Annotated in this window: 17 protein-coding genes; 3 read left to right on the plus strand and 14 right to left on the minus strand. The window is 44.1% G+C overall.

Annotated elements, in window-relative coordinates; translation table 11 throughout:
- Nucleotides 1–2 precede the first annotated feature (2 nt).
- The 8 genes from era to rpoE all read right to left on the minus strand — a co-directional run bounded on the left by era (nt 3) and on the right by rpoE (nt 7,125).
- A complete protein-coding gene (gene era, locus ACYFDN_RS03635) occupies nt 3–902 on the minus strand; it encodes a GTPase Era (RefSeq protein WP_220718532.1) in 900 nt (299 codons plus the stop codon).
- Complete coding sequence (gene rnc / locus ACYFDN_RS03640; RefSeq protein WP_483510047.1) at nt 899–1,573, minus strand: ribonuclease III; 675 nt, start codon at nt 1,571–1,573, stop codon at nt 899–901. The genes era and rnc overlap by 4 nt, the downstream gene beginning before the upstream one ends.
- A gap of 7 nt (nt 1,574–1,580) precedes the next feature.
- Complete coding sequence (gene lepB / locus ACYFDN_RS03645) at nt 1,581–2,495, minus strand: signal peptidase I (RefSeq protein ID WP_338625035.1); 915 nt, start codon at nt 2,493–2,495, stop codon at nt 1,581–1,583.
- A gap of 1 nt (nt 2,496) precedes the next feature.
- Nucleotides 2,497–4,296 carry a translation elongation factor 4 gene (lepA, locus tag ACYFDN_RS03650; RefSeq protein ID WP_016402856.1) on the minus strand — a complete coding sequence of 600 codons (1,800 nt, stop codon included), beginning with the start codon at nt 4,294–4,296 and terminating at the stop codon, nt 2,497–2,499.
- Between the two features lie 198 nt (nt 4,297–4,494).
- Nucleotides 4,495–4,959 carry a SoxR reducing system RseC family protein gene (locus tag ACYFDN_RS03655; RefSeq protein ID WP_483510015.1) on the minus strand — a complete coding sequence of 155 codons (465 nt, stop codon included), beginning with the start codon at nt 4,957–4,959 and terminating at the stop codon, nt 4,495–4,497.
- Nucleotides 4,943–5,956 (minus strand): MucB/RseB C-terminal domain-containing protein, encoded by a 1,014-nt coding sequence (locus ACYFDN_RS03660; protein ID WP_194164106.1) that lies wholly within the window; start codon nt 5,954–5,956, stop codon nt 4,943–4,945. Before ACYFDN_RS03660 ends, ACYFDN_RS03655 begins: the two co-directional genes overlap by 17 nt.
- A gap of 32 nt (nt 5,957–5,988) precedes the next feature.
- Complete coding sequence (locus ACYFDN_RS03665; RefSeq protein WP_152781653.1) at nt 5,989–6,525, minus strand: sigma-E factor negative regulatory protein; 537 nt, start codon at nt 6,523–6,525, stop codon at nt 5,989–5,991.
- A gap of 21 nt (nt 6,526–6,546) precedes the next feature.
- On the minus strand, nt 6,547–7,125 hold the full coding sequence (gene rpoE / locus ACYFDN_RS03670; protein WP_016402860.1) for an RNA polymerase sigma factor RpoE: 579 nt from the start codon (nt 7,123–7,125) through the stop codon (nt 6,547–6,549).
- A 202-nt stretch (nt 7,126–7,327) separates the two neighbouring features.
- Here rpoE and nadB point away from each other — a divergent pair, with 202 nt between their 5' ends.
- Nucleotides 7,328–8,941 carry an L-aspartate oxidase gene (gene nadB / locus ACYFDN_RS03675; RefSeq protein ID WP_016402861.1) on the plus strand — a complete coding sequence of 538 codons (1,614 nt, stop codon included), beginning with the start codon at nt 7,328–7,330 and terminating at the stop codon, nt 8,939–8,941.
- A 52-nt stretch (nt 8,942–8,993) separates the two neighbouring features.
- On the opposite strand, the gene ACYFDN_RS03680 is transcribed toward nadB, so the two are convergent.
- Together ACYFDN_RS03680 and ACYFDN_RS03685 are read right to left on the minus strand one after the other, a co-directional pair.
- A complete protein-coding gene (locus tag ACYFDN_RS03680) occupies nt 8,994–9,251 on the minus strand; it encodes a hypothetical protein (RefSeq protein ID WP_483510016.1) in 258 nt (85 codons plus the stop codon).
- A gap of 127 nt (nt 9,252–9,378) precedes the next feature.
- Nucleotides 9,379–9,624: an FAD assembly factor SdhE gene (locus ACYFDN_RS03685; protein ID WP_016402863.1), complete on the minus strand. Its 246-nt coding sequence runs from the start codon at nt 9,622–9,624 to the stop codon at nt 9,379–9,381.
- 155 nt (nt 9,625–9,779) lie between these two features.
- Here ACYFDN_RS03685 and ygfZ point away from each other — a divergent pair, with 155 nt between their 5' ends.
- Nucleotides 9,780–10,724: a tRNA-modifying protein YgfZ gene (gene ygfZ, locus ACYFDN_RS03690; protein ID WP_483510017.1), complete on the plus strand. Its 945-nt coding sequence runs from the start codon at nt 9,780–9,782 to the stop codon at nt 10,722–10,724.
- A gap of 34 nt (nt 10,725–10,758) precedes the next feature.
- Nucleotides 10,759–10,971, plus strand: a complete 213-nt coding sequence (locus ACYFDN_RS03695) for a DUF1289 domain-containing protein (RefSeq protein WP_483510018.1) — start codon at nt 10,759–10,761, stop codon at nt 10,969–10,971.
- Nucleotides 10,972–11,040: 69 nt separating this feature from the next.
- Here the strand turns inward: ACYFDN_RS03695 and pstB are convergent, their stop codons facing one another.
- From pstB to ACYFDN_RS03715, 4 genes are all read right to left on the minus strand, one after another.
- Complete coding sequence (gene pstB / locus ACYFDN_RS03700) at nt 11,041–11,790, minus strand: phosphate ABC transporter ATP-binding protein PstB (protein WP_016402866.1); 750 nt, start codon at nt 11,788–11,790, stop codon at nt 11,041–11,043.
- Between the two features lie 9 nt (nt 11,791–11,799).
- The gene (gene pstA / locus ACYFDN_RS03705) at nt 11,800–12,642 is read right to left on the minus strand and encodes a phosphate ABC transporter permease PstA (RefSeq protein WP_016402867.1); all 843 of its coding nucleotides are present in this window, start codon (nt 12,640–12,642) and stop codon (nt 11,800–11,802) included.
- Nucleotides 12,642–13,577, minus strand: a complete 936-nt coding sequence (gene pstC, locus ACYFDN_RS03710) for a phosphate ABC transporter permease subunit PstC (protein WP_152781663.1) — start codon at nt 13,575–13,577, stop codon at nt 12,642–12,644. The genes pstA and pstC overlap by 1 nt, the downstream gene beginning before the upstream one ends.
- A 77-nt stretch (nt 13,578–13,654) precedes the next feature.
- Complete coding sequence (locus ACYFDN_RS03715; RefSeq protein WP_152781665.1) at nt 13,655–14,470, minus strand: phosphate ABC transporter substrate-binding protein; 816 nt, start codon at nt 14,468–14,470, stop codon at nt 13,655–13,657.
- Nucleotides 14,471–14,497: the final 27 nt, after the last annotated feature.

The following is a 14,497-nucleotide window of genomic DNA, read 5'->3' on the forward strand; positions in this document are numbered from 1 at the left end:
GCTTATTCGTCTCCGTAACCTAGACTACGCAAAGCGCGTTCGTCGTCAGCCCAACCAGATTTAACTTTAACCCACATCTCCAAGAACACTTTGTTATCAAACAAACGCTCCATATCTAGACGAGCTTCTTTACCAATGGTTTTTAACTTATCGCCTTTACTGCCAATAATCATGCGCTTTTGGCTAGGGCGTTCTACCAAAATAAGTGCGTTAATTTGGTAAACACCGTTTTCTTGCATTTTGAACTGCTCAATTTCTACGGTGGTAGAATATGGTAGTTCTTGGCCAGTAAATCGCATCAACTTTTCACGCACAATTTCTGCCGCCATAAAGCGTGAAGAACGGTCAGTAATGTAATCTTCTGGAAAGAAGTGCACGTTCTCTGGCAAGGTTTGCTGTGCCCACTCACGCAGCTGTTCAACATTTTTTCCCTGCTTAGCAGAAATAGGCAAAATATGAGAAAAGTCGAATTTCTCCTGCATCATTTGCATGTGCGGAAACAGCTCTTCTTTTTCCTGTACGTTATCCACTTTGTTAATTGCCAATACAACAGGCACTTTCAAGTGGCGCAATTTACCTAGAACCAACTCATCATCGGGGTTCCACTTGGTACCTTCAACCACAAAGATCACCATCGAAACATCGCCCAGTGAACTAGTAGCAGCTCGGTTCATTAAGCGGTTAATGGCCCGCTGTTCTTCAATGTGTAAACCCGGCGTATCAACAAAAATTGTTTGATAAATATCATCGGTATCAATGCCCAAAATACGGTGGCGCGTAGTTTGTGGCTTTTTAGATGTAATGCTTACCTTTTGGCCTAAAATAGCATTCAGTAAGGTCGACTTACCCACATTTGGACGACCAACAATGGCTACAAAGCCACAACGGGTATCATAGTTCATACTAAACGCTCCAATACCAGTTCAGCCGCCACTTGCTCGGCCTTGCGGCGGCTAGTGCTAATCCCAATAACGGGCTTATCCAAGCCTTCTACTGAGCAGCTTACGGTAAATTGCTGATTATGTGCTTCGCCTTTAATTTCAACGACTTGATAATCAGGTAAGGCTTGCTTTCTAGACTGCAGTATTTCTTGCAATCTAGTTTTAGGATCTTTCTGGCTTAGGCCTGGCTCAATGGTATTTAAGCGCTCTTTATACCAACGCAAAAGCATTTCTTTGGCGCTATCGTTACCGCTATCTAAATATACTGCGCCGATAATAGCTTCTACGGCATCGGCCAAAATTGACTCACGGCGAAAACCACCGCTTTTCAACTCACCAGGCCCAAGCTTAATATACTCGCCTAATTCAAAACTGCGCGCTAGCTCAGCTAGGGTTTTCCCCTTTACTAAGGTTGAGCGCATGGGGCTTAAATCGCCTTCCGACACTTCTGGAAAGCGGTGATACAATTCGTCGGCAATTACCCAACTAAGCACTGCATCCCCTAAAAACTCGAGACGCTCGTTATGTACGCCACCAGCACTACGGTGAGTAAGCGCTAGGTGCAATAAACTGTCATCTTTAAATGTATACCCTATAGCACGCTGCAAGCGTTCTGGGTTTGAGCTAATCATCATCTACCTACTTGATCGCGCCAATGCGATTAAATCGAACACCTGTGGGTATCCATCCCGGTAATACTGAATCTTCAGCACGCTCAAATTCAAAGCTAATCCATATTGCTACCGCTTTGCCCACTAAGTGGTCGTCTGATACAAACCCCCAGTAGCGACTATCGGTACTGTTATCACGGTTGTCACCGAAGGCTAAATAGTGGCCTTCTGGTACAATCCACTCATCTTTAGCCGTGCCCGGCTGTTGATAAAAGTATTGCACACGATCTGGTGCAGCAGGATTTATCAAAATCTCGTGCTCAACTTCTGCTAGGCTCTCTCTATAATTCTCTAGAGCCATTGGACCTTGTTTAAAACGCCCCGAAACTTCAAAATCCAAGGGTACAGGTTTTAGCTCAGGGCAAGGTTTAGCTTCACACTTAGGTTGAATGAACAGCTGCTTACCACGATATATCACTCTGTCGCCAGGCAGGCCAACAATGCGCTTAATGTAATCAATACGAGTATCTTGAGGATACTTAAATACCGCAATATCACCACGTTCAGGTGAACCAGTTTCTACAATAGTGCTACGAGTAACTGGATCTTTTAAGCCGTAAGCAAACTTTTCAACCAAGATAAAGTCGCCCACTAACAGCGTAGGCATCATCGAGCCAGAAGGAATTTGGAAAGGCTCGTAAATAAACGAACGCAGCACCATCACAATCGCAATAACCGGAAACACCGAGCGACCATTCTCAATCCAGCTTGGCGGTGTGGTTATCTTTTCTTCTGCGTCGTTAGGTAACTCTCCACCTGCAGCGGTGCGAGCATCTTGCAATTTAAGTTCGCGCTGCTTTTCCCAGTGAAACTTATCTAAGGCCCAAATAATGCCCGTAACAAACGTAGCAATTACCAGAATTAGCGGAAATATTGTGGCCATGTTAATCCTTACCAATATGAAGTACGGCTAAAAACGCTTCTTGAGGCACTTCCACGTTGCCTACTTGCTTCATACGTTTTTTACCTTCTTTCTGCTTCGCTAGCAGCTTCTTCTTACGACTTACGTCACCGCCATAACACTTGGCGATTACGTTTTTGCGAAGTTGTTTAACCGTAGAACGAGCAATAATGTGCATACCAATAGATGCTTGAATCGCGATATCAAACATTTGGCGCGGAATAAGCTCTTTCATCTTATCAACCACCTGACGCCCGCGAGATTCAGAGTGATCTTTGTGAGTAATCAAGGCTAGCGCATCAACTCTATCGCCGTTAATCATGATATCTACACGCACCATGTTAGCCGCATTAAAGTACTTGAAGTTGTAATCCAAAGACGCATATCCACGGCTGGTAGACTTAAGTTTATCGAAGAAATCCAACACCACTTCAGCCATTGGTATTTCGTAAGTTAAGGCAACTTGCTTACCGTGATAAGCCATATTTTTTTGAATGCCGCGCTTTTCTACACACAGGGTAATTACATTCCCTAAGTATTCTTGAGGAACCAGAATATTTACTTCGGCAATAGGCTCGCGAATCTCTGCAATATTGTTCGTAGGTGGTAACTTAGCAGGGCTATCTACGTAGATAACTTCGCCTTTATTCATCTCTACTTCGTATATTACGGTTGGCGCTGTAGTGATTAAATCAAGATCGTATTCACGCTCTAAACGCTCTTGAATGATTTCCATGTGCAACATGCCTAAGAAACCACAACGGAAACCAAAACCTAGAGCGGTAGAGTTTTCTGGCTCATAAAATAACGAAGAATCGTTAAGGCTTAACTTAGCTAGCGCATCACGGAAGTTTTCATACTCATCAGAACTGGTAGGAAACAAACCGGCGTATACCTGGGGTTTTACTTTTTTAAATCCAGGCAGGGCTTCGGTAGAGCCATTTTTTTGCGTAGTTAAAGTATCACCAACAGGTGCGCCCAAAATCTCTTTAATACCAGCAATTACGTAACCTACTTCACCGGTTTTTAATACTCCGGTATTGGTTTGTTTAGGGGTAAAAATACCCACTTCGTTAATCACATGTGCTTGGCCGGTAGACATTACTGTCATGCGCTCGCCTGCTCTTAACTCACCGCTTTTAATACGTACCAGTGATACGACGCCTTGGTAGTTATCGAACCACGAATCAATAATTAGCGCCTGTAGCGGAGCTGTATCATCACCTTCAGGTGGTGGTACGTCACGTACAATGGTTTCTAATACATCTTCAATACCTAGGCCTGTTTTAGCTGAACAAACCGTTGCATCGGTGGCATCAATGCCTACGATATCTTCAATTTCTTCCGCTACGCGGTCTGGATCTGCCTGTGGTAAATCAATTTTGTTCAGCACTGGAATAACTTCTAAGTCCATTTCCATAGCGGTATAACAGTTCGCTAAGGTTTGTGCTTCTACGCCTTGCGCAGCGTCAACAACCAGTAAAGCACCTTCACACGCCGCCAGTGAACGAGATACTTCATAAGTGAAGTCTACGTGTCCTGGGGTATCAATAAAGTTAAGCTGATAGGTTTCACCGTCTTTGGCGGTGTAATCTAAGGTTACACTTTGTGCTTTAATGGTAATTCCGCGTTCGCGCTCTAAGTCCATAGAGTCAAGAACCTGCGCTTCCATTTCGCGCGCGCTCAATCCACCACAGTGTTGAATCAGGCGATCAGATAAGGTCGATTTGCCATGGTCGATATGGGCAATAATCGAAAAGTTACGAATATTCTTATTTATCAAGAGCTTACCTATAAAAAGTCATCTATACGCGAATTAGGATTCGCTTTTCTTAAAAATGCAGCAATCGCGCATTATATCGTTGACGCGGATACTACCACAATCCACCCAGAACCAAAAAAAATGCAGGCTTAAATTAGTAATTGTTTTGTATCCCTAAAATCAAAAAACGCCCATTACAGGGCGTTTTCTAAAAGAAGTTTATTGCTTAGCATGCATTTGGGGGCGATATCGTGGCTGCCGTGCAAAGTAACGAGTAAAGCCACGAACCAATAAAAAGCCTAGGGCTAAACCTAGTAAGGTGCAGATGGCAATAGCCCATTCACCCGCAAAGCCTTGCATAGTGATAAATTTACCGAGTGCTGCGCCTATAATCAGCATGGCAATGGGAACCAAATAAACAAGCAATGCACTTTGCAGCATGTTTTTGGCGTTCAAGGCTAACTCTATCTGGTCCCCCACCTCAACCGTTTCAGTAAGCTTTACCTGAAGCTGATGAACCCGAGTAGGAAAGGCTTTAGCTATGGCACTATTTCCGCAATTGTCTGCACTGGCGCAACTACCACATGCACTTTTACTTACACATTCAACTTTTGCGTAACCGTCACTTACCTCAACAACCTTGGCTGTTTCGATGATTAATGCGGAATTACTGGGCCGGCTCAATGGGCTTCTCGAAGTAAGGACCAATGGTTACTGAATCGGCCATTTTTGAGGCAGTTTCTGGTGGAATTTCACCAACAACGGTGATTTCTATGCCTTTACGTACAACGGTATGTAGGCTGGTCGCACCTTGGCGAACCAGTTGTTCACGTAAGGGGTTAGTCTTGCCAACGGCATTGGCATAAACCGAAATATCAAACAGGCCATCGCTAAGTTTTATGTAATCAACCGATTCTGATATCGCCGCCAAGGAATGCTGTTCTTTTTGGGCAACTTTCATCCCTTTAGGTGACCAACCCAAGCGCCAATTAATTTGGTGCTCTTGTTTATCTACCGATTCTTTACCCATTACAGTGCTAGGCAACTCTAAGCTGGCCAATTCTGTCATCCATTCACTGGGCTTTTCATATTCAGCCAACGTCACAGCCATATGCTGTTCGATCAATTCACCTGTTTGATCAACCACATCTAAACGCAAGGGTAAGTGAGATGCGTAATCAATCCATAGGTATAAACCGTACAAATCGGAAGACTTCGGCACTATGCGCATCACCTGTGCGGGTCGACCGGCAACCCGGCTTTTACCAGCAATCACTAAGTCAAAATTGCTTTGTAAATCTTCCAGTTTTACCGCCGCTAAATTGCCAAACATGCCGGGTAAACGACTTGAGGCCAAACTGTAAGGTGATTGCCCTGGTTCAAAAAACGCTACGGTACCTTCACGGTATACCGCTTCATTAGCAGGGCCGTTTAAGTAAACGCGATGGGCAACTTCTACCCCATTAACCACTCCGTGAATTAAGCGCACTGGCTCGATGTGTCCTTGGCGAACCACAATATAAGAGAGCTCATACTGACGCTGATGAAAAGCCTGTTGGTAATCGTGTAATAAACTCACCGCAGGGCTGGTTTGGCTAACTGAGGTAGCCGAGGCATCAGTGGTGGTTACGGGGAACTCTGCTGAAACAGAAAAAGATGCCAGTAATAAGATTACTGGCATCGAGATAGTTTTTAAGCGCATAGGCTAATTATTTACTCTACAATTCGTTGCTGGAAGCGATGGTCCTGTAAGTAGGCGCTAATACGCTTACGCTGCTCCATAATTTCAGCTTCACTTAGCTCACGAGGCTGAGGGTTAGACTGTAAGCTAACTGGTGCTACAGCTCCCCCCACCGGTACTGTGCTAAATACGGGTAAAGGTTGGTCAGCATCGTTGGCTTGATATGAATATTGCTGAACACCAATAATAGCGGCTACCGCTACCGATGCAGCAATTGCATATTGCCCAGCATATTTGAAGAATCGAACGACACGTACTGACGATTCCTTTTGTTCGGCCACCTGAGGTTTAGGGGCTACAATCGCTGGCTCTTGCTCCAAGGCAGCAGCTACACCACTAGCAATATCAATATCGATTTGCTTGGGAGTTTCTCCGCGAAGTACATCACCAATTAAGTGATAATTACTCCACTGCTCTGCATGCTCCGGCTCATTGGCTAACAGATCTAACAGTGCTGCGTCGGTTAATTCGTTATCAACCAGTGCGGATAACTGTTCTTTATTTGCCATATTAGTCATCAATCCCCAAAGTTACCTACTTAAAAGCGGTTGTATTCGCTTTTCAATTGCATCCCTTGCTCGGAAAATCCGTGATCTCACGGTCCCGACAGGACAATCCATTACATTGGCAATCTCTTCGTAGCTTAAACCATCTATCTCTCGAAGAGTAATTGCAGTGCGCAAATCATCAGGTAGTCCTTCCATTGTAGCAAAAACTACCTCTTTTATTTCTTCGGATAACAACAAAGTTTCTGGAGTGTCGGCTTCTTTCAAAGCATCTGCGCCATCATAGAACTCTGCTTCATCAGCATCCACATCATTTGCAGGCGGTCTACGACCTTGAGCAACAATGTGGTTTTTAGCAGTATTTACTGCAATTCGGTATAACCATGTATAAAACGCACTTTCTCCTCGAAAGTTTGGTAGTGCACGGTAAGCCTTAATAAACGCATCTTGCGTTACATCGGCTACATCCCCGTGATTCACAATATAGCGTGATATAAGGTTTGCTACCTTATGCTGATACTTTTGTACCAACAAATTAAATGCCGCCTTATCGCCACGTTGCGTTCTTTCGACCAACGTTTGATCTGTCCACTGTTCTGACATTTGTAACTACCGTCCTCCTAATGCTTGAGATTCGGTAGCTTTTTTGGCGGCACATCTCTTCAGACTGCTTGTTTTCAAAAAAGTTCTCTTCCAACCAAATAAAATTTTTGCGCCTCTGTGAGACACTGCAAACTTGCGTAAGTTTCAGTTAAACTAGCTTATACTCCAATTTTTCTTTTAACTACGTATAAGAGCGCATCTAATGGAATACACTAGCGATGTTCTAATAATAGGCAGTGGCGCTGCAGGCTTAACTATGGCCTTAAACTTAGCTGATTATGCCAAAGTCCACGTACTGAGCAAAGGACCTCTCAAAGAAGGTTCTACTTATTATGCTCAAGGAGGCATCGCTGCTGTATTTGATAAGAATGACAGCGTAGAAGAACATGTCAATGACACCTTGATCGCGGGTGATGGCTTATGTGACGAAGATGCGGTTAAATTTACCGCAGAAAACAGCAAGCAATGTATTGACTGGCTAATTAATCTAGGCGTTCCTTTTGATCAAGAAACCGCCACCAATGGCGAGGCCAAGTACCACCTAACCCGTGAAGGCGGACACAGCCGCCGCCGTATTTTGCATGCCGCCGATGCCACCGGTAAAGCGGTACAAAAAACGTTAGTACGTGCGGTATTAAGCCACCCTAACATTACGTTGCTAGAGCGTTTCAACGCCGTTGATTTAATCACCGAAACTGACAACGAGCAGAAAAAAGTGGTTGGCGCGTATGTTTGGAACCGCAATAAAGAGCGAGTAGAGGTAGTTAAAGCCAAGTTTGTGGCAATGGCTACTGGCGGTGCAAGTAAGGTTTACCAATACACCAGTAACCCAGACGTAAGTAGCGGCGATGGCATTGCCATGGCTTGGCGTGCGGGCTGCCGGGTAGGCAATATGGAATTTAATCAGTTCCACCCAACCTGTTTATTTCACCCAGAAGCGCGAAACTTTTTGCTTACCGAAGCGCTGCGCGGCGAAGGCGCGTTACTAAAACGCCCTGATGGCAGCCGCTTTATGCCAGATTTTGACTCTCGTGAAGAGCTAGCTCCCCGAGATGTAGTAGCACGCGCTATCGATTATGAAATGAAGCGACTAGGTGCAGATTGTGTCTACTTAGACATTAGCCACCGCGATGATGAGTTTATTGAGCTGCATTTCCCTACTATCTTAAAGCGCTGTTTAGAGCTGGGGATCGACATCCGCAAACAAGCTATTCCGGTGGTTCCTGCAGCTCACTACACCTGTGGTGGAGTAGTCACCAACCTACAAGGCGAAACCGACTTAGCCAACTTATACGCCATTGGTGAAGTGGCCTACACTGGCCTGCATGGCGCTAATCGCATGGCCAGCAACTCACTGTTGGAATGTGTGGTATTCGCCCACGCGGCTAGTGAGCATATAAAGCAGCACTTAAACGAGGTGCAGCTATGTAACAGCATTCAGCCTTGGGATGACAGCCAAGTAAGCGACTCTGACGAAGAGGTCATCATTAACCACAATTGGCATGAACTGCGCTTATTTATGTGGGACTACGTAGGCATTGTTCGCACCAACAAACGCCTGCAGCGAGCAATGCGCCGTATTCACTTACTGCAGCAAGAAATTTTTGAGTATTACTCAAACTTTAAAGTGGGTAATAACTTGTTGGAGCTGCGTAATTTACTGCAAGTAGCAGAATTAATTGTTGGCTGTGCGATGCGCCGTCATGAAAGCCGCGGCCTTCATTACAACCTAGATTACCCAGATAAGTTGGATAAAATCAAACCAACCATTCTCGACCCCAATACCTTCTATCAAGAAGAAGATAACGAAAGGTAATTAAAAAAGGCTTACATAGGTAAGCCTTTTTTGTAGCCATAAGTTTGCTTAGTTAAAGGCTTACTTCCGCCTTAGGGAAATTAATCACAAAGCACAACTTGCGATAAATATGCTCTGGCAAGCTGTCGGCAAAAATCAGTTTACATTTAGGTACATCTTGCTCAAATACAATCACCAAACAACAGCCAAATGCAACTCGAGAATAGCTTGACCATGTGCATTCAAGCTGTTCATCTTGTTGTTCAAAAACCATTCTGTCAGGGCTGAAGTAGCCACTAGGCTGATAATGCCACCAATGAGAGACAAGCACTGCACTGGTTAACAGACAAAAAACTATAAGCGGAAATAACTGAGGAAAGAGGCTTAAAACCAAGCCTTGGAAAAGCACACTCGCAGCTATCAAGTACAAGTAACTGCGCGAGCGATGAGCCGAAAAGTTACACTTTGACACGCTTAAGGATATGCTCAACCATGGCCGCTAACGGTGCATCTTCACATTCTTTATGGCCCATAAACCAAGCGAATAAATCAGGATCGTCACAAGCTAGTAAACGTTTAAAGGTAAGCTTTTGCTCGTCGCTTAGTTCATCGTAGGCTTCATCAACAAAGGGCATAAACAAAACATCTAGCTCTAACATCCCACGACGGCAAGCCCATTTTAAACGTGATTTATTTTCCTGCATGTTGTTCCTTGTAGACATGAGTTACACTGGTCAGCATCAACTTATTTCGACTAAAAGCCTTATAAGTAGTGCTGTAAAAGTATTGACGAAGATACCATTTCAACAACAAAATTACACCCTTATAAGCTTGACTTAGCTCTCAACGGAAGCCGACTATGTCTCAACAAACTTTATGTACTCTTCCTCCATTATTGGTTCAACCTTTGGATCAATGGCACCTAGTTAGAGTAAGTGGCGAAGACGCCCAAAGTTATTTACAAGGCCAACTTAGCTGCGATGTAAATAGCCTGTTACCGGGCCAACAAAGCTTGGCTGCTCACTGTGACCCTACCGGAAAAATGTGGTCGGTATTACGTCTACTGCGCTTGGAGCAAGACTACCTTTACTTGCAACCAGCATCTTTAGCAGAGTCACAATTAAAAGAACTGAAAAAGTATGCGGTGTTTTCAAAGGTAAATATCGAAACCGAATCCACATTACATACAGTAGCGGTAATGGGAGCCGAAGCGCCTCACTATATTGCCGAGCAATTTAGTGAAGAAATTGCCAGCCATGGCGGCCTAATTGAGCAAGGTATTTGTGTACATATTGATGGCCCCAAACGCCGCTACTTGGTGATTACAGAAGATAACAATTGGGGGGCAGATGCTCCTAACAGTGATCTTGATGCCAATGAGCTTTGGCGTGCGTTGCAGATTGTTTCTGGTTTACCCACCATTGAACAGGCAACTCAGCAGCAATTTATTCCTCAAGCGCTTAACTTGCAGCATTTAAACGCCTTAAGTTTTTCTAAGGGCTGTTATACCGGCCAAGAAACCATTGCTCGAGCCAAGTATCGCGGCGCAAATAAACGCGCTTCGTTACGTTTAGCGGGTCACGGTGCTACTTTGCCTAAAGCTGGAGATAGACTAGAACAGCAAATGGGTGACAACTGGCGCGGCAAAGGAACTGTATTACAAGCAGTTCAATTAGAACCGGGTTACGTGGAGCTATTGGCAGTGCTAAACAACGATACCGATGCAGAGGCTAAGTTTCGCTTAGCAGGCGATGAGCAAAGCTTGTATACCATCGCTCAACTGCCCTACAGCTTAGTAGACTAAACTAGTATTAAGCGCCTGTAGAGATTGCCTAGCCATGGAATTACACAAACTTATTGATTCGCCCTGTATTAGGCAATGCACCCTTGACGGTGATGATGTTTGTGTTGGCTGCTTTCGCCACCTCGATGAGATTTGCGCTTGGAGTGGTTCTGACAATGCATCTCGAAAAGCGATTTTGCAGCGCTGTGAACAACGCCGAAAACTAGCGCCACAATGGCAATTTAACCACAACATTGTTAAGCGCTAGAAAGCTATACTATAGATACAAAAAAGCCGCAGAACATAGCTCTGCGGCTTTTATTTAACTATCTAATACTTAACCAAAATCGCCATTCACGTAACCGCGAGTTCGCTCATCCACTGGTGCATTAAATACTTGGTCGGTATCGCCATGCTCAACCAACTCGCCCATCCAAAAGAAGGCGGTTTTATCTGAAATACGCTTAGCTTGAGCCATTGAGTGCGTCACAATCACAATCGTGAACTTTTTACGCAACTCGTCCATCAACTCTTCAATCTTGTGAGTAGCAATAGGGTCTAAGGCACTGGTTGGCTCATCCATCAAAATCACGTCTGGTTGAATCGCAATGGTGCGCGCAATACACAAGCGTTGTTGTTGTCCACCAGATAAACCAAAAGCAGGGCTATTTAAGCGGTCACTTACTTCATCCCATAAAGCTGCACTGCGTAGCGCTGTCTCTACCGTTTCATCTAGAATTTTTTTATTGCGAATACCTTGGGCTTTCAAGCCGTAGGCTACATTTTCATAAATGCTCATTGGGAAAGGATTCGCTTTTTGGAATACCATGCCCACTTTCATTCGAAGCGCGGCGACATTGCGATCTTGATAAATGTCTTTGCCTTCGAGCTTTACGTCACCTTTAATGGTTACGTTCTCAATTAAATCGTTCATACGATTTAACGTTCGCAATAAAGTAGATTTACCACAGCCAGAAGGGCCAATTAACGCAGTAACTTTCTTTTCAGGGATCGGTAAGTTAATCCCTTTAAGGGCGTGAGTGTCACCGTAATGTAGGTCTAGTTGGTTAACGTCAAACTTATTCATATCAATCTCTTAGTAAGAAGCTTTGTTGAATCGGCTAGCGATTAGCTTAGTTGTTAGGTTAATAAGCAGTACTAAAACAATCAGTACTGTTGCAGTTGCATAAGCCTGATTCCATTCATGAACGGTGAACAATTCTTGAGTTAATTTGTATAAATGAACCGTTAAAGTTCGGCCTGAATCCATCACTGATTCAGGGATGCGAGTTACCATACCCGCGGTTAAGAATACCGGTGCAGATTCACCAATAATTCGACCAGTACTTAGGATAACTGCGGTAACAATGCCTGGCATTGCTGACGGTAGTACCACACGCCAAATTGTGTAAATACGTGAGCTTCCCAAACCATAAGACGCTTCGCGATAAGCTTGAGGCACCGCAATTAACGCTTCTTCGGTGGTACGAATAATCACTGGCAAAATCAAAATAGCTAGAGTTAAGGCGCCCGACAAAATAGAGAAACCCAAACCTAAGGTAACCACAAAGAAGGTCATACCAAACAAACCGTAAATGATCGACGGTATGCCCGCTAAGGACTCAGTACAGAAGCGAATAACCTTAACTAATTTACTACCTGGCTTTGCATATTCGGTCAGATACAAAGCGGTCATAATGCCAATAGGTGCGGCAATTGCGATAGATAATCCAACCATGTAAATGGTTGAAACAATCATCGAGAAAATACCCGAGGTTTTGCCAACGGTTGTATAAGCAGAGCTAATAAACTCCCAGCTAACATGGCTTAAACCGTTGCTTAAAATATGCCAAAGCATCCATACCAAGAATAAAATGGTCATGCCGGCTCCACCCCAAATTAGGCTAAGCGCAATTCTGTCTTCAATACGGCGGCGCATTACTTCACCCTCTTACGGTTTAATACCACTAAGCTGGTATTCAAAATCATCACAAATACCAATAAAACAATACCCGTTGAATACAAAGAACTAGCGTGAATGCCGGTAGCATACGACATCTCTAATGCAATGTTGGCAGTAAGCGAACGGGCTGAATCTAACAATGAACCAGGCATAGCGGTTGAATTACCCATCACCATAATAATTGCCATGGTTTCCCCAACTGCGCGAGCCACACCCAGCACTACACCAGCCAAAATGCCCGAGCGAGCAGCTGGCAACATCACCTTAAAAATGGTGAACATAGGTGAAGCACCCAATGCGTATGAGCCTTCTTTATAGGTACGAGGAATAGCGCGAATAGACGTTTCTGCAATAGTGATTACGGTAGGTAAAATCATCACCGCCAAAACAATGATGGCAGCTAACAAAGTACTACCAGCAGGAACATTAAACGTTGATTCAATTGCCGGAACAATAATAACCAAACCAAAGAAACCATATACTACCGACGGAATGCCAGCTAGCAGCTCTACGGCAGGGCGAATGATATTTGCCAACCATTTCGGCGCAACTTCAGCTAAGAATATTGCCGTTAGTAAGGCTACTGGCACGCCAATAACTACCGCACCTAAGGCCGATACTACCGACGCAACAATCATGGCACCAATGCCATATAAAGCTGGCGGATACCAATCTACACCAAGTAAGAAGTTGGTTAATCCAGCAAACTGAATGGCCGGTAAGCCCTCAAGCACCAAGAAGTAGCCAATAGTCGCCACCGATAGCACACCAATTAGTGCACTGACCAAAAACAGCAAGTTAAAGAAACGACCAACCCAGTCGACCTTTTGGGAAGACTGGCTAAGCGCTTCTAATAGCGCAGAATTTTTCAACTCAAATTCTTGAGTTGGAGCAGCAATCGTTTGATTCATTTTAAAATTATTCCAAAATCAACGTACAACAAAGAGGCATTAAACAATGCCTCTTTTCTTCGTTCCAAATGGGAAGCTTAATTAACTTCGATGTAGCCTTCTTCAGCAACAATCGCTTGACCATCAGTACCCATAATGAAATCTAGGAACTGTTGAGCTTCAGGAGCAGGCTGGTTGTTCACCAACAATACGAATGGACGCGCAATACCGTAAGAGCCAGATTTGATGTTGTCTTTAGTCGCTGCGGCACCTTCAATAGATACTGCTGCTAAAGAGTCATCAACCGAACCCAAAGAGATGAAGCCAATAGCGTAAGGGTTGTTAGCCACTAAGGTTTTAATTGCACCATTACCACTAGCAACCTGTGCACGTGGAGAGATAGCTGTAACAGTTACATCGTTGATTTTACGAGTTAGACCCATAATGTCTTCAAATGCACCACGAGTACCTGAACCTACTTCGCGAGTAACTGCAACGATAGGTTGGTCAGCGCCACCTACTTCTTTCCAGTTATTAATCTCACCCATGTAGATTTTTTTAACCTGCTCAATGCTTAAGTCTTTTATCTCATTAGCATTGTTTACAGCTACTGCAATTCCGTCCATTGCCATAACAATTTCTTGAGTTACTTCATTCTTTTCAGAATCTTTAACATCACGAGAAGACATACCAATCATGCTAGTGCCTTCTTTAGCAGCACGAATACCTGCAGAAGAACCAGTACTTTGAACTTCAACAACGTCATGCTGAGTTGCTTGGTATTTTTCAGCTAATACTTCCATGATTCCTGATACCGAAGTAGAACCAGAAACGGTAACAGTGTTACTTGCAAACGCGCTAGTAGCAAACAACATAGAAGCAGCACTTAATGCCGTGATTAACTTGGTTTTCATAACATTTCTCTTTGCAATTAAAAATAA

The organism is Agarivorans sp. D1326 (genome assembly GCF_056958115.1).